This window comes from Caulobacter sp. LARHSG274, assembly GCF_052871235.1.
Genome location: NZ_JBIXJO010000023.1, coordinates 37,462 through 61,796, shown reverse-complemented (window position 1 = coordinate 61,796; position 24,335 = coordinate 37,462). Strand labels below are relative to the sequence as shown.

The 24,335-nt window shown below is 66.4% G+C and carries 21 protein-coding genes; 12 read left to right on the top strand and 9 right to left on the bottom strand.

Annotation, left to right across the window (positions count from 1 at the left end):
• Positions 1–152: 152 nt before the first annotated feature.
• From ACIPQB_RS23610 to ACIPQB_RS23600, 3 genes are all read left to right on the top strand, one after another.
• A complete protein-coding gene (locus ACIPQB_RS23610; protein ID WP_446487689.1) occupies positions 153–3,383 on the top strand; it encodes an RHS repeat-associated core domain-containing protein in 3,231 nt (1,076 codons plus the stop codon).
• Positions 3,384–3,386: 3 nt separating this feature from the next.
• Positions 3,387–3,836 (top strand): DUF4265 domain-containing protein, encoded by a 450-nt coding sequence (locus ACIPQB_RS23605; protein WP_446487688.1) that lies wholly within the window; start codon positions 3,387–3,389, stop codon positions 3,834–3,836.
• Between the two features lie 818 nt (positions 3,837–4,654).
• Positions 4,655–4,984 (top strand): hypothetical protein, encoded by a 330-nt coding sequence (locus ACIPQB_RS23600; protein WP_446487687.1) that lies wholly within the window; start codon positions 4,655–4,657, stop codon positions 4,982–4,984.
• 376 nt (positions 4,985–5,360) lie between these two features.
• Here ACIPQB_RS23600 and ACIPQB_RS23595 read toward each other — a convergent pair whose 3' ends face one another.
• On the bottom strand, positions 5,361–5,702 hold the full coding sequence (locus tag ACIPQB_RS23595) for a hypothetical protein (protein WP_446487686.1): 342 nt from the start codon (positions 5,700–5,702) through the stop codon (positions 5,361–5,363).
• A 140-nt stretch (positions 5,703–5,842) separates the two neighbouring features.
• On the opposite strand from ACIPQB_RS23595, the gene ACIPQB_RS23590 reads away from it, so the two are divergent.
• The gene (locus ACIPQB_RS23590; RefSeq protein ID WP_446487691.1) at positions 5,843–5,998 is read left to right on the top strand and encodes a hypothetical protein; all 156 of its coding nucleotides are present in this window, start codon (positions 5,843–5,845) and stop codon (positions 5,996–5,998) included.
• 299 nt (positions 5,999–6,297) lie between these two features.
• On the opposite strand, the gene ACIPQB_RS23585 is transcribed toward ACIPQB_RS23590, so the two are convergent.
• On the bottom strand, positions 6,298–6,570 hold the full coding sequence (locus ACIPQB_RS23585; RefSeq protein WP_446487685.1) for a DNA -binding domain-containing protein: 273 nt from the start codon (positions 6,568–6,570) through the stop codon (positions 6,298–6,300).
• Positions 6,571–6,753: 183 nt separating this feature from the next.
• Between ACIPQB_RS23585 and ACIPQB_RS23580 the strand changes: the two genes are divergently transcribed.
• Complete coding sequence (locus tag ACIPQB_RS23580; protein ID WP_446487684.1) at positions 6,754–7,782, top strand: DUF2285 domain-containing protein; 1,029 nt, start codon at positions 6,754–6,756, stop codon at positions 7,780–7,782.
• 16 nt (positions 7,783–7,798) lie between these two features.
• Positions 7,799–8,212, top strand: a complete 414-nt coding sequence (locus tag ACIPQB_RS23575) for a transcriptional regulator domain-containing protein (RefSeq protein WP_446487683.1) — start codon at positions 7,799–7,801, stop codon at positions 8,210–8,212.
• Here ACIPQB_RS23575 and ACIPQB_RS23570 read toward each other — a convergent pair.
• On the bottom strand, positions 8,106–8,600 hold the full coding sequence (locus tag ACIPQB_RS23570) for a helix-turn-helix domain-containing protein (RefSeq protein ID WP_446487682.1): 495 nt from the start codon (positions 8,598–8,600) through the stop codon (positions 8,106–8,108). The two genes, ACIPQB_RS23575 and ACIPQB_RS23570, sit on opposite strands and share 107 nt — an antisense overlap.
• A 316-nt stretch (positions 8,601–8,916) precedes the next feature.
• On the opposite strand from ACIPQB_RS23570, the gene ACIPQB_RS23565 reads away from it, so the two are divergent.
• The 3 genes from ACIPQB_RS23565 (at position 8,917) to ACIPQB_RS23555 (ending at position 12,439) form a co-directional block, all read left to right on the top strand.
• On the top strand, positions 8,917–9,558 hold the full coding sequence (locus ACIPQB_RS23565) for a GntR family transcriptional regulator (protein ID WP_446487681.1): 642 nt from the start codon (positions 8,917–8,919) through the stop codon (positions 9,556–9,558).
• 456 nt (positions 9,559–10,014) lie between these two features.
• Complete coding sequence (locus tag ACIPQB_RS23560) at positions 10,015–10,656, top strand: lasso peptide biosynthesis B2 protein (protein WP_446487680.1); 642 nt, start codon at positions 10,015–10,017, stop codon at positions 10,654–10,656.
• 4 nt (positions 10,657–10,660) lie between these two features.
• Entirely contained in the window at positions 10,661–12,439 is a 1,779-nt protein-coding gene (locus ACIPQB_RS23555; protein WP_446487679.1) for an asparagine synthase-related protein, read from the top strand.
• On the opposite strand, the gene ACIPQB_RS23550 is transcribed toward ACIPQB_RS23555, so the two are convergent.
• The 4 genes from ACIPQB_RS23550 to ACIPQB_RS23535 all read right to left on the bottom strand — a co-directional run bounded on the left by ACIPQB_RS23550 (position 12,392) and on the right by ACIPQB_RS23535 (position 19,741).
• On the bottom strand, positions 12,392–14,833 hold the full coding sequence (locus ACIPQB_RS23550; protein ID WP_446487678.1) for a prolyl oligopeptidase family serine peptidase: 2,442 nt from the start codon (positions 14,831–14,833) through the stop codon (positions 12,392–12,394). The genes ACIPQB_RS23555 and ACIPQB_RS23550 overlap by 48 nt on opposite strands.
• A 43-nt stretch (positions 14,834–14,876) precedes the next feature.
• Positions 14,877–17,939 carry a TonB-dependent receptor domain-containing protein gene (locus ACIPQB_RS23545; protein ID WP_446487677.1) on the bottom strand — a complete coding sequence of 1,021 codons (3,063 nt, stop codon included), beginning with the start codon at positions 17,937–17,939 and terminating at the stop codon, positions 14,877–14,879.
• 209 nt (positions 17,940–18,148) lie between these two features.
• Entirely contained in the window at positions 18,149–19,204 is a 1,056-nt protein-coding gene (locus ACIPQB_RS23540; RefSeq protein WP_446487676.1) for a FecR family protein, read from the bottom strand.
• Positions 19,205–19,216: 12 nt separating this feature from the next.
• Positions 19,217–19,741, bottom strand: coding sequence for an RNA polymerase sigma factor (locus tag ACIPQB_RS23535; protein ID WP_446487675.1), 525 nt, complete (start codon positions 19,739–19,741; stop codon positions 19,217–19,219).
• 111 nt (positions 19,742–19,852) lie between these two features.
• Here ACIPQB_RS23535 and ACIPQB_RS23530 point away from each other — a divergent pair, with 111 nt between their 5' ends.
• From ACIPQB_RS23530 to ACIPQB_RS23520, 3 genes are all read left to right on the top strand, one after another.
• On the top strand, positions 19,853–20,095 hold the full coding sequence (locus ACIPQB_RS23530) for a helix-turn-helix domain-containing protein (protein ID WP_446487690.1): 243 nt from the start codon (positions 19,853–19,855) through the stop codon (positions 20,093–20,095).
• A gap of 116 nt (positions 20,096–20,211) precedes the next feature.
• Positions 20,212–20,469 (top strand): helix-turn-helix domain-containing protein, encoded by a 258-nt coding sequence (locus ACIPQB_RS23525; protein ID WP_446487674.1) that lies wholly within the window; start codon positions 20,212–20,214, stop codon positions 20,467–20,469.
• Positions 20,470–21,033: 564 nt separating this feature from the next.
• Positions 21,034–22,029 (top strand): ParA family protein, encoded by a 996-nt coding sequence (locus tag ACIPQB_RS23520; RefSeq protein ID WP_446487673.1) that lies wholly within the window; start codon positions 21,034–21,036, stop codon positions 22,027–22,029.
• Between the two features lie 125 nt (positions 22,030–22,154).
• Here ACIPQB_RS23520 and ACIPQB_RS23515 read toward each other — a convergent pair whose 3' ends face one another.
• Both ACIPQB_RS23515 and ACIPQB_RS23510 read right to left on the bottom strand, forming a co-directional pair.
• Positions 22,155–23,168, bottom strand: coding sequence for a PfkB family carbohydrate kinase (locus ACIPQB_RS23515; protein ID WP_446487672.1), 1,014 nt, complete (start codon positions 23,166–23,168; stop codon positions 22,155–22,157).
• 59 nt (positions 23,169–23,227) lie between these two features.
• The gene (locus tag ACIPQB_RS23510; RefSeq protein ID WP_446487671.1) at positions 23,228–24,292 is read right to left on the bottom strand and encodes a hypothetical protein; all 1,065 of its coding nucleotides are present in this window, start codon (positions 24,290–24,292) and stop codon (positions 23,228–23,230) included.
• Positions 24,293–24,335: the final 43 nt, after the last annotated feature.

Here is a 24,335-nt window from a genome sequence, read left to right as displayed (position 1 = left end):
TCGTCGACCCGCGAGGGGTCGAGACGGTGTGGAGGCAGGGTGGAAGTAACAAGCCGCCGGCGCGTTTGGCGGACCGGGTCCAGAGCGTCACACGGGACGGGCAGGCCTGGACCTACACGACAAGCTATCTGGAACCGAATTGCTGCGACTGGATGGCGCCCCTCTATGCGTGGCGCGTGCTGGCCATCCCTCCAGGCGGCAGGATCCAGCTGTTTGAATTCAACCCCAACTGGTCGCAGGTGAATCTGCGAGTCAACGAATTGGGACATGGGACGACCCAGACCTATCTCAACGATCAGGTCAATTCGGTCACAGCGCTGAGCGGAATCACCACCACCTACGCGCGCGACAGCCGCAACAACATCACTTCGGCGACGATCAGGCCGAAAAACGGAGCCACCAACGGAAGCGAGGACATCGTCGTCGCGACGGCGACCTATCCGGCGACCTGCACCAACCCCAAAACCTGCAACAAGCCGACCAGCGTCACCGACGCGCGCAACAACACCACGACCTATACCTATGATCCCGATCACGGCGGCGTGCGGACGGCGACCAAGCCGGCGGTGAACGGCGTTCAGGCCCAGACCCGCTACGACTATCAGCCGTTCACGCCTTATCTGAAGACCAGCGGGGGCGGCACGCAGGCCCAGCCAGTGGTGTGGAGGCTGGTGTCGACCGCCACCTGCCGGACCATGACCCTGGCGACCTGCGCCGGGACGACCGACGAGCTGAAGACGACCCTTACCTATGATCCGTCGAGCAGCGCCTATGGGGCTCGCAATCTCCTGCCGTTGTCGAAGACGGTCAGCCGCGGCGACGGCTCGCTCGCGACGACCGTCAATTTTACCTATGACCGCTATGGCAATGTCATCGTCGAGGACGGACCCCGGCCGGGCGCCGACGACGCCGTCTACAGCTTCTACGATCTGAAAAGGCGAAAGATCGGGTCGATCGGCGGGGATCCCGACGGTTCGGACCCGCTGCCCCGGGCGGCGGTCCGGACGGTGTACGGCGCGGACGGTCAGGTCGAATCCGTCGCCAAAGGCACGGTCACAGACATCACCCTTGCGGCGTTGCAGGCGATGACGCCAGCCGAAAGGGTCGACACCGAATATAGCACCGCCACCGGCCTGCCGACGGTCGAGCGCCACTATGCGACCGGGACCAGCCCGGTCGGCGTCAAGCAGATGAGCTATGATATTCGGCGGCGCCTCGAGTGCGTCGCCCTGCGCATGAATCCGGCCGCCTTCGGGTCGCTTCCCGCCTCCGCCTGCACGCTGGGCGTGGAAGGGAGCAACGGGCCCGACCGGATCACGAAGAATGTCTACGATCCTGCGGGCGAGTTGCTGCAGGTCCGCAAAGGGGTCGGCACGCCGATCGAGACCGCGGACGCGACCTGGAGCTATACGGTCACGGAGCAGAAGGAGGCGGCGATCGACGGCAACGGCAATCAGGCCAAGTTCGTCTATGACAAATATAATCGGCTGCACCAGTGGCAGTTTCCGAGCAAGGCGAGGCCGTCGGCGTTCGACCCCAGCACGCCCGCCACGGCGCTGGCGACCGCGGGTAGCGTCAACACCGCCGATTATGAAGAATACGAATATGATCTCGCCGGCAACCGCACGAAGCTGCGCAAGCGCGACGGCAATTTCATCAACTACACCTACGATGTTCTGAACCGCGTGACCCAGAAGAGCGGCGCGGCGGTGGCCGGCGTGGACTACACCTACGACCTGATGGGCCATCAGTTGACCGCGACCTATTCGACCGGCGGCAAGGGGATCACCAACGCCTATAATGCGCTGGGCCAGCTGACCTCGAGCACCAACGACATGGGGGGCGTGACGCGGACCCTGAACTATCTCTACGACGACTATGGCAACCGCAAACGCCTGACCTGGTCGGACGCGCAATTTGTGACGTTCGAATATGACGGGCTCGACCGGATGTCCAAGGTCAAGGAATCGGATGCGACCACGCTGGCGACCTACACCTATAATGCGCGGGCGCTGCCGGAATCGCGCACGAATGGCGCGGCCGTCTCCAGCTATGGCTTTGACGAGATAGGCCGCCTGACGTCGCTGGGCCATGATCTGGCCGGGACCGGCGCGGACGTGGCCTGGAGCTTCGTCTATAATCCGGCCTCGCAGCTGATCACCAACGGCCGCAACAATGACGCCTATGCCTGGTATGGGGCGGGGGCGGTCAATCGCAGCTACACGACGAACGGCCTGAACCAGTACAGCATCGTCGGCCCGGCCAGCTTCGGCTACGACGCCAACGGCAATCTGACCTCGGACGGCTCGACCAGCTTCATCTATGATGTCGAGAACCGGCTGACCAGCGCCAGCGGCGCGACGACCGCGACCCTCAGCTACGACCCGCTGGGGCGGCTGTATCAGACGGCCGGCGCGGGCGGGGCCGGGACCACCCGGTTCCTGTATGACGGCGACGAACTGGTCGCCGAATATGACGGCGCCGGCGCCCTGCTGCGCCGCTACGTCCATGGCGGCGCGGTCGATGACCCGATCGTCTGGTACGAGGGCGCGTCGCTGAGCGACCGCCGCCATCTGTTCACCGACTGGCAGGGCAGCATCGTCGCCCACGCCGACGCGGCGGGCGCATCGCTGGGCGTCAACAGCTATGACGAGTACGGCGTTCCCGGCGCGGGCAACGCCGGGCGGTTCCAATATACCGGCCAGGCCTGGTTGTCCGAGCTGGGGATGTATTACTACAAGGCCCGCATCTATTCGCCGACGCTTGGGCGGTTTCTGCAGACGGACCCGATTGGGTATGATGATGGGCTGAACTGGTACGCCTACGTCGGGGATGATCCGGTGAACCACGGCGATCCCAGCGGGCAGTGCGTTGAGGATTTATGCATTGGCGAGGGGATTTCAGCGGGCACTGCTGCTGCTGTCTACTGGGGTGCCGGCGGCTTGGTCGCGGCCGGTATCTGCGTGGAAGTCTGCGGCGCGATCCATGACAAGATCGGCAGTGCGGCGAGCAATATTTGGAACGGCATCACCCATCATAACGATCAGGCAAAGCCGCCGAGTCAGGCTGACAAACCAGGGACCGCAAACGGAGACCGCGCCGGAAAGCCGTTTACCCGTGGCGGCAAAGGAAAAGTCAAAGAAGAGAACCGCCAGCAGAATGATGGACAGACGACCTGTGTCGATTGCCGCAACCCCACCAACGAACCTAAAAAGACGGAAAAGGGTGATAAGCGCGATCCTCGGGAGACAAACGTGGATCACATCATCGACAAAGCGAATGGCGGAGATGGCAGCCCTTCAAATGGCGCTGTGCGTTGCCTTCTGTGTAACGTGATCAAGCCGCCGAGATGGCCGAATATGGGCGGCGGCGGAGGCGGTTGAGAAATGTCGCGTGAAAAGCTGACCTTTCCCTTGGAAAAGGATGAAGATGATTACCCACCCAACGATTATGAGACCTTGTGGGCAGAGTCCTTGGGTGGTGGAAAATATAGAATAGACAATGCGCCATTTTTCGTCAGGGGGGTCAGCTCGGACGATGTGGTGAGAGCGGAAGAATCCGATGATATATTGTTATATAAAGACACTATTCACAGGTCTGGAAACTCGGTTGTTCGGATCATTTTTCTGGAAGACTCCATCAAGGCGGATTACATACAGCGACTAAAATCCAGGGGCTTCTATACCGAGCAGAGCCATCTTCCGAGCTTGGTGGTGTTCGAGGTTCCGGAGGCCGCTGACTATGACGCGGTGATCCAGTCCCTGGAGGCCGACGCGGAGCGTGGGCTTATCGACTATGAAGAGGCTGCTGTCCGTCATCGCAATCAAAGCGAATAGGCAGTTCGTAAGCGTCCGGCCGCTGCACGTCCGTCAGGTTTCCGCCGGAACCTGGATTACGGTGACAGTGCACTAATTTGCCTCTCAGCACCCGTCGCGGCATGGCGCGTCTGGCGTGCGCAGTCTTCGAAGGGGTTCCCCGCCATCTCATCCCGTCGGGCGGCCGGTGGCGGCGAGGCCTTCATCGGGCGTCTCGAGGCTCTGGCCGGTCGTTCGCGGGCCTCCGCCAAGCGCGGGTGAAGCCGAAAGGAGCATTTCGTGCGCCGTCATCGTAATGAACACCACATCCGTCGTCTTCGGACCTGTTCCGAGGACCCCTGCTTCAGCTTCCTGGACGATCGCGAGGCTCGCGCGGCGACGACCACGCCCCGTTCAGCAGCGCCAAGGCGGCGGAACGAGGGGGCCTCGGAACAGGTCCTTTGACCGAGGCCTCAGCGCCGAGGGCAAGCCCCGGCTCTGGAACGTGTTCCAGGCACCCTAATCCGTGACGCAGAGCTTGTGTCCGTCCTGGAGGTGTCCGACCCACGTTGGGCACCTTGCAACTACAGTGGAGTCTGTCTGGACGGGCGCCTAGTGAATGCGCTCGCCCTGAGCAATCTCATCGAGCCCTCAACGGGGCATTCTTGCCGATGCGGTCCGCCGCGAGAGCTCGTTCGTCCGAGGTCAGGTCTTCGGTTCGATAGAGGAGGCTTCGCGTGAGGCCGCAGGGCGTCCAGCCCTCTTTCAGCGCCGCCAGAAGTAGAAGATCCCTTGTTGGCGGATAGTCTGGCCTGAACGTCGCTAGTTCGGCGTCGGCGTCCTTGCAGGCTTGTTTGAGCGTGGCCGCGCTTGACGGCACGCCAAATCCCGTAAATTCCGACAGCGCCTCGGTTTTCATCCCCTCGATCCTCAACGTGCACATCGCCTCGCTGGTCCCCAACAACGCCGGCGTTCTGCAGATCAACCTCGATACAGCCCGCACCGGACTGCCCGCCTGCACCACTGCGACCTACAGCTTCTCGGTGAATACGACGACGCTGGCCGGCCAGACCTTGGCGGCGACGCTGCTGACCGCCATGGGTTCGAATCTGCCCATCGATGTCATCGGCACCGGAACGTGCGAATTCGCCAATTTGGAAGCGGTGGGCATCGTTTCACTGCACCGCTAGTGGTTTCGCCCTAACATTAAGACTCCCCTTGGGGATTCCCTCGGGAGGTGGGGTCGTGCGAGTCTGCGCCATGCGCGCAGGGATTTCCATCACCGTCACGCCTGAGGATCGGCTCCGATTGGAGGCGATCACCCAGGAAGTCTGGCGGGCGCGGATCATCATGCTGACGGCCGACGGTGTCTCATCCGCTTCCTCAACGCCGTCGAGGCCGCCGTCGCGCCGAGCAAGTCCGTCCACGCCATCCTCGACAACTACGCCACCCACAAACACCCCAAGGTGCGCGCGTGGCTGGCCAGGCATCCGCGCTGGGCAGAGCTCTGCCAATCCTTCGATAGACAACCCGTCAGATCCTCTGGGGAAACGACAAGAGGGCGCCTCAATAACCCTGAGCGTAGAGCGAGATGTACTCGATACGCGGCTCACTGCCGCAACCGGTCGTTACGTTGGGCGTATAAAAAATCTGCACTTCGCGACCCGTCGACAGGGCCGTCAACGTCACCGCCATGACGCCATCCTCGCTGTTGGTCGCTGCGATGCGGAAGGACATCGTCTGCCCATTGTCCTTGCGTTTGAGAACGACAGTCCGGCACGAAGGCGAGATGTGCCCCTCGGTTTGAATGATGACGCCGCGAACCGCGTCGGCGTGCGCCGACGCCGCAAAGGACAAGGTTGAGGCAGCGATCAAAGCAGCGATGCTGCGAGCGTTCTTCATCTTCATCGGAGCGATGTCCCAAAATGCGCGGATGGCCTTCGGCCGCTCCGAAGCTCCTGATCCTAAGCGCCCAAGCTTAGGCCCGATTCGCGTGAGAAGGCATCCACCTCACACTCGTAAACAGCCGTATCAGGGGCGTGCGGCGGTTGATCGACCAAGACCTGGCGCGCGTGGATCAGGGCCAGATCGTCTATCGCGCCGGCGACCGGGTCATCGCGATGGGCGCGCTTGAAATGGCCGAATGGGCGCGGCTCCTTGGCCCACGCCATCATCGCCGAGCTGCCGGAGCTGGGACGGCTTAACCGCCGCCAGATAGCGACCCTGGTCGGGGTCGCGGGCAACCGCCTAGCGACTCTCGCAGAAGATGGCCAGCATCACTTCGCTCAACGTTGCCGGCGGGGTTGGACGGCTGGTGAACCTCTCCCTGGCCGCGTGCGCAAGTCCAAGTTGGAAATCGTTCAGGCCGCTGTCGCCGCCTACCTGTCACAGACGGGGACGAGATGGCCGAGGCGGAGTGACGCGCCGGCTCGATAGTCGGGCGGGCGTCCGGTCCTTCCAGCGGGGCCTCTTCACGCTGTTCCACCGGCGCTGGAAGGAAAGGTCAAAGCCTGCGCAGCGCCAGCAGATGACGATAACCGGTCTGGGTCATCCAGCGGGCGCGCGCCAGATGGGTTTCCCAGCAACGGCGACCAAGGTCGGGCGCTTGGTCTGGGTCGCGGCCCAGGACCAGGCGCGTGGCCTCACGCCAGTCGGCGCCGTCCTGGTCGGCGTCGAGCAGGCGTAGATAGGTCACCAGATGACATTGATCGTAGTCGGTGAGCGTCTCCGACCATGGCGGCTCGTCGGCCACGGGATGTTCGATCTTGGACGTCAACCTTAAGCCTCTGCGTGCGGATGCCATGGCGCGCCACTCTATCAGGCGCCTCGCCCGACGCCCTAGTGGCATGGCGCCGGCGGCGTCCATCGCAAACTTCGCCGCACGCGCGCCTGGAGGCGCCGGCTCGACAGGCCTGCCGACGTCCGAGACACTTGTCTGGTGGAACGACGAGCAGCCGCCATGGACGATGTCCACGCCTGCAAGCCTGACTGGCGAAAGGCGCAAACCTATCTGCCGCTCCTGGGCGCCGACCCTCAGGTCTGGGCCTGGGAGTTCGCGCGGCGAGGGCTCGCCAGGGCGGCGTCGGGGGGCGGCGGCCCGGCGGCGGCGGGCGGGGCGCCGGAGCTCTGCTTCGTGGGCGAGGGACCGCCCGGCGACCCGCTGCCCACGGCCCTGTGGCGCTGGCAAGCCGATGGCGCGGTTCCGGTCCTCAGCGCCCGGCCGGCCAGCCCCGGCGACCCCGCCGCCATGGATCTGGCCAGCCTCGACACGCCGATCCTGGTGGTCCGCACGGCCGATGGCGATCAGCACGTCCTGATCAGCGACGGCTTGCGCCGCCTGCGTCTGGCCGTGGTCGAAGGCGATGTCCTGGCCGGGCCGGCGGTCTTTCGCTTCCATTTGCCGGCCCTGGGAAGCGGGCAGGGCGCGCTGGACAATCTTCGTCGTCTGATGGCGCTGCGCGACACCGGACGCCTTGTCGGATCGGGCAGTCGGCCCCTCGCAAAGGCGCCCCGATGGCTGCAGATCCTGCGGGTCCATGACGCGCGCGCGGCCGGCGCCAGCTATCGCGACATCGCCCTGTCCCTGTTTGGCGAGCGCCGTGTCCGGGAGGATTGGGCCGCGGGATCGGACTACATGCGCATGCGCGTGCAGCGGCTGGTGCGAGCGGCGGAACAGACGGTGGCCGGAGGCTATCGGGCGCTCTTCGGGCTCCGTGTGACCGGATTGGAGCCCTCGCGTCTGGTCGAGGTCTGGCGCTCGCCGGCCTGGCTCGGCGGCCGGCTTGCGGGCCTGTTGTGCGCCCTCACTTTCCTGGGGACATGTTTTTCGCCAACCCTTTCATGGCACGGCGCATGCCAATCTTCTGGAGCAGCGCGCCAAAAGTCGGTTGAACCCTCCCGTGTCATGGCGCGCGCGAGCCTCGCACCGGAAAATTGTCGATCGCCTCGGGCGCCAGAGCGCGGCGTCAATTCCAGCTTGGCGACATGAAGCGCTCAATGGGGCCATGGCCAAGTCCCGCGTCGCCCGCTGCAGCCCCGTTCCGCCCGCCTTTCAGCGCGTAGCGGCGCCGCCGGAGGTGATCGACCCGCGCCAGGCGGCGCTGGCCTGGGAGTTCCTGCGCCGCAATCTCGATTATCGGAACGATTATCAGCGCTGGCGCGCCGGCGACCTGATCGGCCTGGCCGAACGCTGGGGCCTGCGGGCGCCGCTCGATCCGGACCTGCAAGACATCGACGCGCGTCGGATTTGGGGAACCGCTGCGAGCGACCACGAAGGCGGGGACCCGGGGACAGCCGCGCCGCAACCCCGGGCTAGGTGTCGTCCCGCGGGATCTTGGGCATGTTCTGCGCCAACCAACGCTCGGCGCCGCGATCGATCTTGTCCTTGTGACCTTCAAGGCTGTCATAGGCCCGGGTGAAGGCCTCGATGAAGAACTGCGGCTGGATGTTGGTCATCCCGTCGCCGACCTTCTGTTCGAACCGATGGAAGGCGGCCAGCTTGATCGAGGCGGCCTGGTTCTCGGCGCAACGCAGGGCGTGCTCCACCGAGCCAAGCATCAGCGCTTCGAAGATACTGACCGGATCGGTGCTCGTGGCGTCGCCAAACCTGAAGATCCTGGCGACGTCCAACGCTCCCGTTCCGGACTCGAAGTTGTAGTAGGTGCGCAGCGGCAGGCCTATGGCGTTTGCGACCTGCCGCGCCGGCAAGTGTCGCAGCTCGCGAAGTTGCTTCAGGATTTGGGACAGGAGCTGGCCCTGGCGTCTCAGCTCCTCGGATGCGCGTTTGACCAAAGCGTTACTCGGCACTTGCTGTGTCTATCAGGCGACAAAGCGAACACCACGTCAAAGCACAACCCTACGTATTGTCGGAAAAATTCGTCTCTGCGCGACTTTCTTCCGCCGAGCCCCAGGGGTCTGCTCACGCGGCGCGCCACTCTACGGGAACGGTTTCCCGACTTTTGGCGCGGGCCATGCCGCGTAACGGTTTGCGGCGTCTCCAGCTTGGCGTCCGAAGGCCAAAAGCCGGCGATCGTCGCTCCGAGGACGGACGAAAGGCCATGTCGGGGCGGCGCGGGGCGCAACGTCAGGTGATAGTGGCGCCTCCATCGTTCGAGTCCGTGCCTTGCCTCCGAAACGCGACGCCTTCGCCCTGGCCTTGGGCGCCCTAAGACGCCGGCTTCGGCAAGGGGAGGATGCGCCCGGCGCGGCCCTGCCGATCCAGCTGATCGCCGCGGAGCTGCGCCTGTCCACGACCCCGGTGCGGGAGGTCCTCTCGCGCTTGGCCGGCGAACACCTCGTCGACAAGCGCGGCCCGGTCTACACCCGGCCGCATCTGGCCGAGCTCTACGCGCTTCGCGCCCTTTTGCTGGAGACCGCTCTGACCCCCGACGCCGGGCGACGGGCGCGGCGGCGGATCTTTCCAGAGCGCCCCATGCTGGCCCTGGGCGACGAACTGGCGCTCAGTCGGACGCCCGCCGATATCGTGACGACCTTGTTTTTCGAGTTGGTCCTGGGCGCCGGCGACCTGATCTTGGCGCAAGCCTACCAGGCCGCCAGCGAGCGCTTGGCGCCGTATCAGCCGCTCGAGGCCCAGGTGTTTTGCGACCTGGACGCGGAGGCCTGGGGCCTGATCGCCGCGTTCGAAGCCCAGGATCCGCGGGCGCTGCTGCTGGGCGCCAAGGCCTATCACCGCCGGCGCATCGCCGCGGCGGCGGCGATCTCCAGCCTCGCCCTGGGTGAAAAATATCGAACGGATATGGTTTGAATGTCGAACCTTCGGGGCGCCCCCTTGAGAGGCCGCGATTGGCGGCGATCTCAAGAAGGAGCCTGTCATGACCCCGATCAACACCGCGTTCCGCCTGCTGCGCTTCGGCTCGGCCAAGACCTTGACCCAGGCCGGCCTGCCGTTCGGCAAGCAGGAGGCCAGCGACATCAGCGACCGCTACGTCTGATCCGCCGCGCCGCGCGCCGCCGGCGTCCGTGACGCCGACGGCGTCGTCCTTCACCTCCATCCCATCAAGGATTTCGTCCAATGACCAAGGTCGTCCAATTTCGCCTTCTGAACCTCGGCTCGGCCAAGGCCCTGACCCAGGCGCAACAGCCGTCCGGCCTGCAGGAAGGCGTCGACATCACCGACTGCTGGGGCTGACCCGCAAGGCCGGGCGTCCCAGGGGCGTCCGGCCCGATCATCCGCGACGACGCCTGGACCCGGGAGGAGGCGATGACGGTTTGGCTGGGAGAGCAGGTCCACGCCGCGCAGGTCGAGACCGACGTGGTCTTTCTCGACATCGCCTCGGACGCCTATTTCTGCCTGGCGGGGGCCAGGGACCATCTTCATCTCGGTCCAGGTCGCCAGGTTCAGGCCAGGCCGCCGCAGGCCGCCGACGACCTGATCGCCGCCGGCTTGCTGACGGCGGCGGCGTCGAGCGCGGTCGATCGCCGCCCGCCGGCCGTCACGCGCGGTCTGGAGGGCGAGACCAAGGCCGTCACACTCCGGGCCTTCCTGGACGCGGCCGACGCTAATCTCCGGGCCGCCGAGGCGATCGCCAAGCTTCCCTTTAGCGCGGTCCTGGCCCTGGCCGGACCGCTGGCGCCGAGCGCCTTCGATCCCCCGGACGCGCGCCTGCTGGCGGAGGCGGGGCGGTTTGACCGCCTGTCGCCGTGGCTGCCCAGGGCCGGCCTTTGCCTGATGCGCAGCCTGCAACAGCGGCTCTATCTCCAGCGCCGGGGCCATCACGCCGCCTGGGTGTTCGGGGTGCGCACCTGGCCGTTCGAGGCCCATTGCTGGCTGCAGGCCGGGGCGGTGGTGCTCGACGATCGGCCAGACCACGTCGCCGGCTTCACTCCGATCCTGGTGGTGTGATTGCATGCGCGACTATCTGGTCATCGAAGCCTACGTCGACGCCGATCCGTCCGCTTGGCGCGCCGCCGAGGCCCTGGTCCTGGAGACCGGGGCCTGGACCAAGGTCGCCGAGCGCCGGCGGTTCTCGATCTTCCTGGAGGCGGGGCGGCCGCCGCCCTACCAGCATCTGCCCAATGTCGCCGGCGGCCTGATCGGCGATGTGTTCGACGCCGACGCCGCCCGTCAGGGTCTTGGTCGGGACTTCGACCTGCTGGGCGTCGGCGGCGATGCGCGAGAGATCGCCGATCGTCTGGTCGACCGGGCCTTCGGCCGCTACGTCGCCATCCTCAGCGACGAACACGGATCGGCGCGGGTGTTGCGCGATCCGCTCGGCGTGATGGAGGCGATCGGCTGGCGGCGGGGCGGCCTGCGCTTCATCGCCTCGCGCTTGCCCGACCTGCCGGCCCTGTGGCCGCAGGCCCTGGCCATCGATTGGGACGGTCTGGCCGCCATCCTGCGCCAGAAGAATCTCGCCAGCCTGATCTGCCCGCTGGTCGGGGTGACCAGCTATCCGCCCGGCGTCCTGGCGGGGCCTGACGGCGCGGGGCCGCGCCTGTGGTCGCCGTCGCGGTTCGCGCGCCGGCCTCGGCGCAAGGCCGACCCGGCGGAATTGCGCCATGCCGTCGACGGCGTTGTCGCCGCCTGGGCCCTGGGACGTCAGGGCGTGTTCTGTGAAATCTCCGGCGGGCTGGACTCGGCGATCGTCGCGGCCAGCCTGAAGCAGGTCGGCGCGCCCCTGGTCTATGGCGTCAATCACAGCTTTCCGCGGGACGAGAGCGACGAGCGTCGCTACGCGCAAGCCGTCGCCGAGCGGATCGGCGTCCCGCTCGAGGTGGTCGCTCGCGAGAGGCTGATCCTCGCCCCGAAGAAGCTTTGCGGGGCCGCCGGCGGCCCGCGTCCCAACTATGTCGGCGGCGATCCCGACCACGACGCCGACCTGGCCGCGCGCCTGGCCGCGCCAGGCGTGGAGGCGATGTTCACCGGGCGGGGCGGGGACGGGGTGCTCTATCAGATGGCCCATCCGGCCCTGGTCCGCGACGTGCTGGGCGGCTTGTCGGCGGGCGGGCTGGGGCGCGGCCTGTCGCGGCTGGCCCGGCGCAACGCCACGACCGTCTGGGACCTGCTGCGGCGCGGGCTGTCGGCCCGGGACCTGACCGGAGGCCTGGGCGTCCAGGCCTTCCTGTCCGACGCGGCGGCGGCGCTCGACCCCGCCCGCCATCCCTGGCTTGAAGAGGCCCGCGTCCTGGACCCGGCCAAGCAACTTCAGGTCCTGGCCCTGGTCAATGGTCTGAGTTCCTTCGGCGAGAGCCAGCGGCACCGGGCCGGCGACGTCATCGACCCGCTGATGAGCCAGCCGGTCGTCGAATTTTGCCTGTCGGTGGCGGCCGGGCGGCTGGCCGTGGGCGACAATGATCGGCCGTTCGCCCGCGCCGCCTTCGCCGACCGCCTGCCGCCCCTGGTGCTGAACCGGCGCGGCAAGGGCGACCTGACGACCTATTTCGCCCAGAGCCTGGGCGGGAGCCTGCAGGCGCTGCGGCCCTATCTGCTCGACGGCCAACTGGCGGTGGCGGGCCTGCTCGATCGGGCGCGGCTCGACGCGGCCCTGACCCCCGAGCGGCTGGTCTGGACCAACATTTCCTCGGAGCTGTTCGTGATCCTGGCCCTGGAGGCCTGGGCCCGGTGCTGGAGCGACCGCCTAGCCGCCGTTTGCGGGGCCGGGGCGCGCCAGGCCAGGGCCTGCTGAGGCCGGGCCCATCGTGCGATCGAGCAGGTCGAACACCCGCCGGAAATAGTCGCGGATATTGCCCGGCGAATAGAAGACGTGACCCTCGCCGCGATAGGTCACGAAGATCGCATCCTTGTTCTGGCGATAGAGGGCGCCGAACAGGGCGGCCGACTGGTCCAGGCCCTTGTCGTTGTCGCCGTGAAAGATCGCCACCGGCGCGGTGATCCTGTCGACATAGGTGATCGGGCTGTTGCGCAGGTAGAGCTGCGGGTCCTTCCAGGGCGGGACGCCCATGCGCGCCTGACCGCTTTCCTGCCAGCCGGCCGAGGCGAAGACCGTCAGTCCGTCCTCGGGAACGGCGTAGACCACCGGGCCCAGGCGCCCATAGGCGCTGGCGAGATTGACGGTGGGGGCGGTGGCGATCACTGCCTTGAACCGCTTGCTCTGGGTCGCCGCGGCGATCACCCCGTAGCCGCCATAGCTGTGGCCCCAGATCGCCACCCGGCCGGGATCGACCAGGCCCTGGGCGGCGGCGGCGTCGACCGGGGCCAGCATCTGGTCGGCCAGGCCCTCGATCGGCTCACGGCCCGCCAGATAGGGCATGGCCGGGACGATGGCGGCGTAGCCGCGCGCGGCCAGGATCTGGGCGTTGACCGTCGGACTGAACACGCCCGGCCCCTGAGCGCGCGGCGGCGTGGCCGAGGCCGCGCCCGGATAGGGCAGGACCACGACCGGCGGCTGCACGCCGGCCGGCAGGTTCGGCGGCAGATAGAGCCAGCTGGTCAGGGCCTTGCCGTCGAGTCCCTGGTGATGAATGGCGATCGGCGCCGCGAAATCGACGTCGGCGAGCGCCGCGTTGACCGTGACCAGCACCTTGGGCGCGGCGCCGGGCGCGACCAGGCGCACGGTTTCCACGCCATGGCGGTCCTGGGCGACCTCGATCCGGGCCCGCGGCGCGACGTCGGTGACGCGGACCTCGGCGAGCGGCGCGGGCAGGCGCTGGCCGGGCCAGGGCAGGGCTGGGCGGGCCGCCGGATCGGCCAGGGCCAGGTCCTTCAGGGCTGGCACGAAGTTCTGCTCGCCCCGGAACCCGGCCGGCGCCGGACCGAACGCGCGCACGGCGCCCTGGGCCAGGCCCCAGGATTGGGCCGACCCAGCGGTGACCCGCCAGACCTGACCCGCGGCCGCCACGGCCCAGACATCGGCGTCCGCGCCGATCGCCCGGCCCTCGGCCGGCAGGCGCGCTGTCAGATTGATGCGGTGATCGCCGTCCAGGCGCCAGTAGTCGGCTCGCCCGCCAGCCGCCGGGCGGGCATAGACCACCGGCGCGCCGTCCAGCCAGCCGCCGAGCGGCAGGCCAGCGGTGTCGTAGGTCTCGCCAAGCGCGGGCGTCAGGCCGTCCAGGTTCAGCGGCGCGCCGGGACCGGCCGCCGGCATGCGCCAGAAGCGCCCCCGCGAGAAGCCGACCTCGCCCTGGCGGGCGAAGACCAGCAGGTCGCGGCCGTCGTCGGACCAGGCCAGGAAGCGGGCCATCAGGTCGCAATCGGGGCAGGGCGTCGTCGTTCTTCCGCTGTCGAGATCGACCATGACCAGGCGCTTGACCGTGGCTTCGGAGGCCGGCGTCGTCGGCTCCGCGAGCGGGTATTGGATGTCCTCGCCCTCGACGATCGCCGCCGCCGTGCGCCCGTCCGGGGATAGGCTGAGGTCGCGGACGTTTCCGGGCGTCAGGATCCGCTGCTCGCCCGTCTTCAACTGGACCTGGACCAGGCCGACCACCGGCGCCTGGGGGCGAAGGCCGCGATCCTGGCCGCTGCCCAGCACGCTGGCGCCCAGGTCCCCCTGGGCCGTGGCCGCCCACTGCTGGATCAGGCGTTGATGGCCGAAGAACCCGAAGCCCATGATCGGGTCGGGAAAGTCCGCGGGCCGCGCCGCCACCAGAAGCTCGTCGTCCGAGCGCCAGATCACGCTGGGTCCCCAGACTTCCTGACGGGGGCTCAGGCCCAGCCACCGCGCCTGGCCGCTCTCCAGCTCGACCACGCCCAGCTCGTAGGCATGGCCGGTCAGCCGCGCCACCGCCAGCCGGCGTCCGCCCGGCGAGACCCCCAGGGCGGTGTAGCCAGGGCCCGCCGGCAGATCCAGTTTATGTTCGATCCCGCCCTGGGCGACGTCGAAGACCTGGATCCGGCCCAAGCCCAGCTTGGTGTTGAAATCCAGGTCGTAACGCGGGGCGCGGTCCCAGCGCTCGGTACGTTGGACCACCAGCCAGCGGTGGCTCGGATCGAGCTTGGCCGAAACCAGCTGTTCGACCGCCAGCAGGCGATCGACCGTGTAGGGGGCGGCCCAGACCCCGGTGGGCGGGGCGAGAGGGGCGATCAGCGCGCAGCCGACCGCGAACGCCGCGAAGCGTCGCATGGCGTGGTCTCCAGACGGGAAGGGGTGTTTGGGGCGGGGGCGGCTACCAGGCCTTGGTCAGGGTCAGGCTGACCACGCGGCCGAGCGGGTCGGCGTTGACCGGGTCGTAGCCGACCGCCAGCGGGTTGTCGTAGAAGGGCGGGTCCTGGTCGAACAGGTTCTGAACGTTCAAGGTCATCGCCAGGCCGTCGACCGCCAGGATCGTGCCCTGCCAGCGCCCCTGCAGGTCGAAGGTCGTCCAGGGATGGATGCGCCGGCCGGTGTCGGCGTAGCTGTCGCCGACATGGTTGAGCCCGGTGGTCACCGACACCGGGCCACGGCTCCAGGTCGCCGAGACCCGGCCGCGCAGGTCGGCCGGATAGCCGGCCTGGCCGGCCAGTTCGGTGCGCGCCGAGGTCGGGGTCAGCTTGCGCCTGTAGCGGGTCAGCCATGACAGGCTGGCGTTGAGGACCAATGGGTGGCCGCGCAGGGTGGTCTTGTACGCGGCCGTGGCGTCCAGGCCCTCGACCTCGAGACGGCCGGTATTGACCTCGCGGGCGTCGATGATCGCCCCATAGGTGTCGATGTCGTAGGCGCTGGTTCCCGAGGCGTTGGGGTCGGCGATCACCGCCAGCACCTTGGCGCGGTCGGCGGGGTTGGTCGCCGGACTGACGCGGGTGCGGAAGGCGGCGTATTCGTCCGGGGTCAGGGCCTGGTTGATCACCACCGGCTGGCCGACCCGGTTCTTGAACACGGTCCGGTAGACATTGAGGCCGACGGTCAGGTCGGGGGCGGCGGCCGGCCTGTAGCTGAGGCCCGCCGTCCAGGAGGCGGCGGTCTCTGGCTTCAGGTCCGGATTGCCGCCTTGATAGACCAGAGCCGGCAGCAGACCGCCCTGATAGGTCACCGGGATCGGGGTGATCGTATAGGGCAGGTGCAGCTCATAGAGCGACGGCGCCCGGAACGACGTGCCGTAGCTGGCCTTGAAGGTCAGGCTCGTGCTGGGCGCCCAGATCAGTCCGACCTTGGGATTTTGGGTCGAGCCGGTGTCGTCATAGTCCTCGATCCGTCCGGCCAGCGACAGCTCCAGGCGCTCGACCCCGGGCAGGGCGTTGTCAGGACCGACCAGGGGCGCGTTGAGCTCGGCATAGACGGCCCTGACCTCGCGGCTGAAGCGGGTCGCAGCCTTTTCGACGGCCGTGGAACCCGACAACAGGCGCGCGCCGCCCGTACGCACCGCCTCGCGGCGGACCTGGCCGCCGACCGCCAGCCGCAGCGTCCCGCCCGGCAAGCGCAGGAGCGGGCCCTCGAAATCCAGGTTGGCCGACTTGAATTGGCTGCGGGTCTTGGTCAGGTCCCAGCCCGACAGGATGAAGTCGAGCACGGCGGCCGGGTTGGAATAGCCCGCCCCGACATAGGGATTGAAAAAGCCGTCCCGGGCGGCGCTGAACGAGGTCAGCGGATTGTCGGGGGCCAGGCCCGCCGCCTCGCTGAGGCGGGTCGTGTTGATCTGGCCGCGGGTGCGGCTGATCCCCAGCTCCTGGGCGTAGGTGCCCGACAGGTCGGCGGTCCAGTCCGCGCCCAGCTTGGTCTTGGCGCCGAGCGCTGCGCCGAGGCTCTCCGAGGTCCCCCAGTTCTTCACCCCGCCGCGCTCGTTGAGGAACGAATAGGCGATGCGCTCGGAGGCCTGGCCGGTGGGCGAGACATAGTAGGGATTGGCCGCGGTCAGGATCAGGGTCGTGGTCGGGGCCACGTTGCGGGCGAAGATCTGGCGGTGGGCGAAGCGGAAATCCCCCGACAGTTCCACCGGGCCGGCCGATTGAGCGACCGAGACCACCGCGCTGTGGCGGCTCGAGCGCGGGATCACGTCATAGGCGGCCTTCTGGTTCTGGGCGTTGACCGTCCCGAGGATGAAATCGCCGGGCCTCAGGCCCACGCCGTTCTGACCGGCCGGTACGGCGTAGGTCGAGACATAGGCGCCCGCCGCGTTGAGCCGCAGGATGTTGGCCGGTTGGCTGGCGGTGACGCTACGGCGATCGGCGCCGCCCAGGGACCGCAGGTCCGCATTGCCGGTATAGGGCCGGTCCAGGCCGTGCAAGGCGTCGCTCTGGGTGTATTCGTAGGCGGCCAGGACGTGGCCGCCCGACCAGGTCCTGCCGAACGCCTGGCTGGCCAGAGACCGCCCATAGCCGCCCTGGGTCGCCGTCCCGGCCGACAGCCGGGTCTCGCCGCCGTCAAGGTCCGTGCGCAGGCGGATGTCGACCACCCCGCCGACCGCGTCCGAACCATAGAGCGCCGAGGCCCCGTCCAGCAGCACCTCGACCCGGCCGACGGCCGCGTAGGGAACCGACGAGATGTCGGAGAAGTCGCCATAGAGGCCCGCGCCGGCCATGCGCTTGCCGTTGAACAGCACCAGGGTGGCGTCCGCGCCTAGGCCCCGCAGGTCCACGCCCGTGCCGCGCAGGGTGTTGTTGAAGTTGGAATCGGCCCCGGTGGCCAGGCTGTCCTCGCTGGCGCTTGCGCCCGAGGCCTGGGGCAGGGACGTCAGGGCTTCGGCGACGCTGGCGTAGCCGGCCCGGTCGATCTCCTCACGGCCCAGGACCACGACCGGCGAGGCGCGGTCCTTGACGCCGCGGATGCGGCTGCCGACCACGACCTCCGACAGCATGGTGGCGTCGTCGCTCGCCTGGACGGGCGGGGCCGCCGCCATGAAATCGGGGCCGGGCGAAGCCAGCAGGTCCGGCGGGGAAGCGATGGCCGAGGTCGGGGTCAGGCCGGGGCGCGGCCGGATGACCAGCACGCTTGGGCCGGCGCGTTGCGCCTCCAGGTCGCTGCCCGCCAGCAGGCGGGCGAGCGCCGCCTCGACGCTGAAGGCGCCGTCGAGGGCCGGGGCCTGGCGGCCCTCGACCGCCCGGCTGGTGAAGATGATCTGGACGCCGGTCTGGCGGCCCAGGGCCAGCAGGGCGTCCTTGAGCGGCCCCTTGGGCGTGCGCACCGCCACCACGGGCGGCTGGGCTGACGGCGCCTGGGCCGACGGCGCCGGGGCGGCCTGGACTTGACCGGCCAGGCCGGCGGTCAGGGCCAGAAGGGAAAGGCCCAGCAGGCCCCGGCGAACCGACTCAACCATGACGGTCATCATCCCCAAAGGCGCGCCGGTTCGCCACGGTGACGAACGCTTTTTCTCGGGGCGCCTATAGTGGAGACCCGCCAGGGGGCGGCTGACCTTACCGGCCTGTGAAAAAATATGACGACGGTCGGCGAACCTCGGGCGCCGGCGTGAAACCGCGCCCTCGCCGCGCGGAGCGCGGACAGCCTGGGCCTGGGAGCTGGCGGGGATCAGGACTTCGGCGCGACCGGCGCCGCGACGGGCCGGTCCAGGCCGGTCAGCTCGATCACCCCGTCGGCGCGGGTCGTGCTCCGAAGGTCCAGCAGCCTGCTGACCCCGTCGACGAAGGCGGTGGTGTCGCCGGCGTTGAAGATCGCCGTCACCGGCTCGTCGGCCGGGACGCCGGGGCCCAGCGCCACCTTCGTGCGGCTGTAGCGGTTGGCCTCGGCCACCGCCTGGGCCAGCGGGGTGTCCCGGAAGGTCAGCCGTCCGTCCGTCCAGCCGGTGGCGGCGGCGACATCGACCGCGACGGGTCGGGCCGGGACCTGGCCGGCCACGTCCAGCCGGGTCCCCGCGCGCATCATCGTCGGGGCGGGGGCGTGGGCCTGGATCACCTGCACCTGGCCCTCGGCCAGGGTGACGCGCACGACCGCGCCGGTCCTGTAGACCTCGAACCGGGTGCCCACCGCCCGCACGGCGGTGTCGCCGGCCGTGACGATGAACGGGCGCGCAGCGTCGTGGGCCACGGAAAACAGCGCCTGGCCCCTGTCCAGGCTGATCGCGCGCCTTTGGCGCGACAGCCGCACCCGCACGACGCTGTCGGTGTTGAGCGCGATCGTCGAGCCGTCGGCCAGGGCCACCACCCGGCGCTCGCCCACCTGGGTGCGATAGGTCTGGCCGAACGGCTGGCCAAGCATCACCGCGCCGGCCACCACCGCGGCGGCAACGGCCAGGCCGGCGATCCACGGTCCAGAACCGCGCCGGATCCAGCCCGGCCGCGCCGGGGGCGCCCGGCGGGCGTTGGCCGCCTGGGCGATGGCCTGCAGCCGGGGATCGTCGGCCTGGGCGGCCACCCCGGCGGCCAGAGCCTCGATTCGGCCATAGGCCGCGTCGTTCAGGTCGTCCTCGCGCCAGGCGTAGAAGTCCGTCACCTCGCGGTGGCTGATCCTGGGGCCGCGCATCTTGGCGTACCAGGCGGCGGCCTCCTCGCGCGCGCGCTGCTGGTCCGCGCGCGTCGGCGCGCCGGGCTGGGCCTGGGCGGGGTTGCGGGTCCGATTATCGCTCATGGCGTGATCCGCCTAGCTCCCGATGAACGCGTCGCATCTGGCGATCGCCTGCCTCATTCGCTTTTCCACCGCGCCCAGCGAGATCCCGCAGGTCCGCGCGATCTCCTCGTAACTTTTGCCTTCGACATGCGCCTGGACGAAAACATCGCGCAACTTTGACGGTAAGGCGAGCAGCATCTCGGCAAAAATGGCCGCCGCGTCCTGGTCGCCCTCGGTGGTCCGCCGATCAAGGCAAGGATCCTGGGGATCGGCAGCCCGTTCCCAGGCCGCTTTGCGGTAGCGGTTGGACGCCAGGTTCAGGGCGATGCGCATCAGCAGCGACTTGGGGCGGCGGATCGGGGCCGAGGGCACGTAGCTGTGCACCCGCAGATAGGTGTCCTGGGCGATGTCGGCGGCGTCCTCGCGGCCATAGCGCAGGGTCAGCACCGAGGTCAGCCAAGCGCGGTGGCGCAGGTACTCAGCGGCCAGGGGCGGGGCCGCCGGGGCGGGGGACAGGGCGTCGTCGGGGGCGATGATTTGAGCGTTGAGCGGGGGCATACTTCATCCCATGCCGAGCAGGGCGAGGGTGAATCCTACCGAAATACGGAAAAACTGCATACGCGAATTTTCCGTATATCTGGTTCGCCGGTCAATTATCGGTCGGCGTCCATGCCAAGCTCGATCTTCGATAGCGTGCATAGACGCCTAGTCGAACTTCTCGTTGAAGCCCGAAAGAGAGATCGCCTTACCCAAAAGATGGTTGGCGAGAGAGTCGGTAAAAGCCAAAGTTTCGTGTCGATGATTGAGCGCCACCAACGACGTGTCGACGTCGTTGAATTCATCGCGCTGTGCAGAGCACTCGGAAAAGATCCAGAAGTTTTCTTTGCATTGCTCGTCGCCGAGCAATCGTGAACCCCTCAACCGTTCGACTGCGACGCCGCGTTGGCGACGAATCTCAAATACGGAAAAACTGCATACGCGCTTTTTCCGTATAGTTGGTTCGCCGGTCCAAACCGTGGTCGGCGCGCATGTCCAAATCCATTTTCGACGGTGCGCACGCTCAGCTCATCGAAATCCTCATTGCCGCGCGGCGCCGATCGGGCCTGACTCAGGCTGAGGTGGCCGCCAAGGTTAGCAGGGATCAGACGTTCATATCGCTAATCGAGAGATCTCAGCGGCGTGTTGATGTTCTGGAGTTCATCGCGTTGGCGCGGGCGATGGGGGAGGATCCTCAACGGCTGTTCGCCGAAGTGATCGCGACAATCCCGGCGTCATTTAAGATCTGAAGTCAGTCTTGGGCGTCTCGCGCGCTGCGCGCGCGACCGCGCTCTACGGCGCCGGACGCGGCAAGCCGCGCCGGCCGCCGCCGAGCCCGCTGCGCGGTCTCGGCCCATTCGGGTGACGATCGCTGACGCGGCCCGCCGGGTTGAAATAGACGGCTCGCGGCTCGGACTGGGTCTGAATTCATCGGGGAAGTTGGGAAAGGTCTGCTTTCCGGCAGCGGCAAGGTTGAGCGCGTCACGGTCTCAGGCAATGCGCAAACCTGACTCATTGCCGACCTTGGGAGGGTCCGCTTTCTGGCCGTGGCAAAACGGGAGCGGTCGGGCTCCCTCTAACGAGAGCCATGACGCTTTTCTGATTTTTGTAGGTCGTCCTTAGGGGCCATAGGCCGGTAGCCGATGCGGCCACTGACCGTCGCCAACTGGCAAGACGGGCATATTCCCGAAGCGGAGGGTATGCAGCCGATGATCACCGATCATCGATGCGAGAAATCTGCTCGGTAAACTTGTTATCTGTGGCGGGGTCGCATCGGGAGACGTAATGTCAGCTGAAATCACGGGGCGAACGAAATGGTAAAAACTATTGCTATTTTCAATAACAAAGGCGGTGTCGGAAAGACTACGTATATGTACCACGTAGCGCACCTTCTTGCCGAGCGCGGCCTCTCTGTTTTGATGGTCGATGGCGATAGTCAGTGTAATCTCACCTCGTACAGTTTGAGCGATGCTGCGATTCGCAAAGCATGGTCGGCCGAAGGCAATAGCATCTACCGCGGCATCGAGTTGGTTGCTCGCGGTATGGGAGATATCCGTCAGCGTGCGCCGAGCCCAGTAGCCAGCGCGAAAGGTAAGCTCTACATAATTCCTGGAGATCTTAGACTTAGCGATTTTGAGGATTTGCTTGGCGATACGTGGAGTGCCGCGCGAGGCGGAAACGAACCCGCGATTAGAGCGCAGTCCGCTATTCATCGATATATTAAATGGGCTGCGGCGAAAGTAAATGCTGATTTAGTTCTGCTTGATCTAGGGCCAAATCTTGGTGCCCTAAATCGGGCAATACTTGCTACGGCAGACTACTTTATAACACCGGTTGCTCCCGATCTTTTCTCTATCCAAGGCACCGAAAATTTAGGCAATAAGCTGGTTGCTTGGCGGAAGGAGTGGGATCAATGCAACGTGTCTTGGACGGATCCCGAACTTTCTATTCCTCGCGGGCGCCCCAGCTACCTCGGTTACGTTGTCCAGCAGCACAATGTTCGATCCAATGCCGCGGGCATGACGGTAGGGTGGCAAATTTATGGAAATGATCTCGAGCAAGCCATTCTCGAGAATATTATCGAAAAGCTGGCTCCAATAGGCCAAGTCATAAAGTGGGATGACGAAGGTTACAGGCTAGGGCAGATTCCGAATCTACATAGTCTCGTCCCTTACTCAATGGACGCCAAAAAGCCAATATTCTACTGTGGCTCTTCCGATGGGTTGCGGGGCGCGCACCTCTCTAAGGCAAAAGAAGCCGCAGTCCACTTTGAAGAAATCGTCGATACGCTTCAGGCCATATCTGCCTAATGTCACGCAGTGTCCGCCCAATGTGAGCGGACACTGCTGTAGGGTCCGGCGGTCGGCGGTGATTTGAATATGAAAGGTCTAGAAACTCTGCTCGATCATCGAAGCGTTCGACGTGGAGTCAGGTGTTAAGCAGCCTTGTGCTTAGAACGGGGCTTAAAATCATCCTGCGGACAGGCTGGGCAGGCGATAACCTTCCCTGACATACTACGCTGGGGCAAGTCCGCGATAGGCTCATGTCGTCCCGCGAGAAGCGACGCGATCCGAGATTCTAGCGCCGAGCGATCGATAGCGTACATTCCCCCACGGGCACCTTCGAATCCGCAATTCCAAGCTGCGAGCGCCTGACCGTAACGCAATGCCGTTTCTAGGCCGTTGACGCCTCCGGCGCGCAGTCCTTCAAGTCCACCGGTGGCCGCTTTAGCGATCAAGCCCGCTGTGCACCAGTCCCCGGACCCGCAGGTATCGGCGACGCGGGCCGCCGGCACGGCATCAAGCGATAGCCAGCCCGAGACATGGCGTCCAAACCGATGGCGATATCGTAATCCTTCAGCCCCTAAGGTCTGTACTTCCACAACGGTACACGATGTCTCAGCCATTACCCCGCCGACTTCAGCGAGTCGCTGGTCGGCGTACTTGACCACATGAGCCAAGGCCAACGCTTCTGAAAGCAGCTTTGGATCAGACTTGCCTGACGGCTCGAAGAAGACCACAGCCCCTTCAGACGCCGCCATCCGAGCAAGCGTCAAGGACGCCCGGGAAAGACGGTCCATGAAGAACACTGAGCTACCTGTCAGGCGAGGTGCAACAGTCTCTACCGCCTGGAGAGTGACCGCCTTGTAGCTTGGTAGCCACTGTCCACAGTGTGGGCATGCCCAAGAAAATTTATGGGTCGGCGTCCCATCTTTTTTTCGGCGGATCTCTTGAATGATAATCGGGGTAGGGGATGTCGGGGCGCAGCTAGCAAATTCAAGCTTTACTCCCCAATGCTTCATGTCGGATCTAACGCGTTGAGACGCCGGATCCCCGTTCATCCGACCGATCGGATATGCATCCCATCCAAGGTACGCGAGGATCGACAACACATTGCCGCAGGTGCCGCCAGCCCAGGAGCGAACAGGGATTTCGGGATCGGCGCTCATGACAAGATCCAGCGCGATCAGACCGGTGCCGAATGCCCGTGGGCGGGAAGGCGAGGTCGTCATCGCGCGGAGCCACTTTCACTGTGCAGCTTTGGTCTAGGCTGCGTATAGACTTCTCCTTCCAGCCAGACGTGGACGAGGTGCGAAGCCTCGGTCACGGTGGGGATGGAGCCATCCAAATGGTAGCCGATTGCCTCCATATAGGCGACAGGCAAATCGCGCTCCAGCGCCGCCATCAAGGCTCCCAGCGCCATGACCTTACTGCCCACGGGAGACAGCACGAGCGAGGACCCTCCAACTTCTTGGAACACTGGGCGCCGTAGATCGTCGAGCCTGAGGATCGTGCGATAGAGATCCAGCGGATCGTCCTCGGCCGCATACACGATATTCCGTGTGTCTACAGACCAGGCGCTCTCGAACTCGGTGAGGAAGGCTTCCGCCAGCTCGTCGCCGAGGCGCGGATTGGTAGCTGGAAAGGGCAGGATTGGGCATGTGTCGTGAGGCGATACGAAGTCATGCAAACGGGTAAGGGCACCCCTGCGACGTACTGCTAACTGTGGGAGCCAGAGTTTTGCTGCAGAGGCTGCGCCGTCGAGGGTCGAGCCCCCGCGAAATCCATGAACATAGCCGGGCGCATCGCCAGCGATGGACTGTATGGAGGCGTCGAGGTTGGGATCGTGCGCCACGAAGACATGCAGATTCACCGGCCCCTTGCCCTGGCCGATCCGCTCCACGAGATAGCGGATCAGCGGGAAACTTGTCCCGACAGAGAGGGCGCTGCTATCGACAACTACATCTGTGAGATCCGTGAAGTCTTGCCGGGCCAGGACGCTGACAGCGTTGCGACCGCCGATAACGGCGCCATCGGCTCCGAAAATATCTATGGGCTCGATGACGGCGCCGACCAGGGTCGCGGCAAGATATTGTGCGTTGCCGACTGCGCGATCGAGAAGATTTTGGGGCGGCTTGGGACGATGTTCCTGCAAAAGCAAGGCTCGAAGCGCGGGCGCAACGGCGGCGATGCGCGTGGCCACCACGGTGGACCTCGGGTCGAAGCCTGCCCCCCCAACAAACAAGACGTTGCGATCAGCTCCCGAGAAATAGTCCGCGATGAAGCCATCCACGGCCTCGCCTCGGTGGGCGACACAAGGGTCCCAGCGGCGTCTG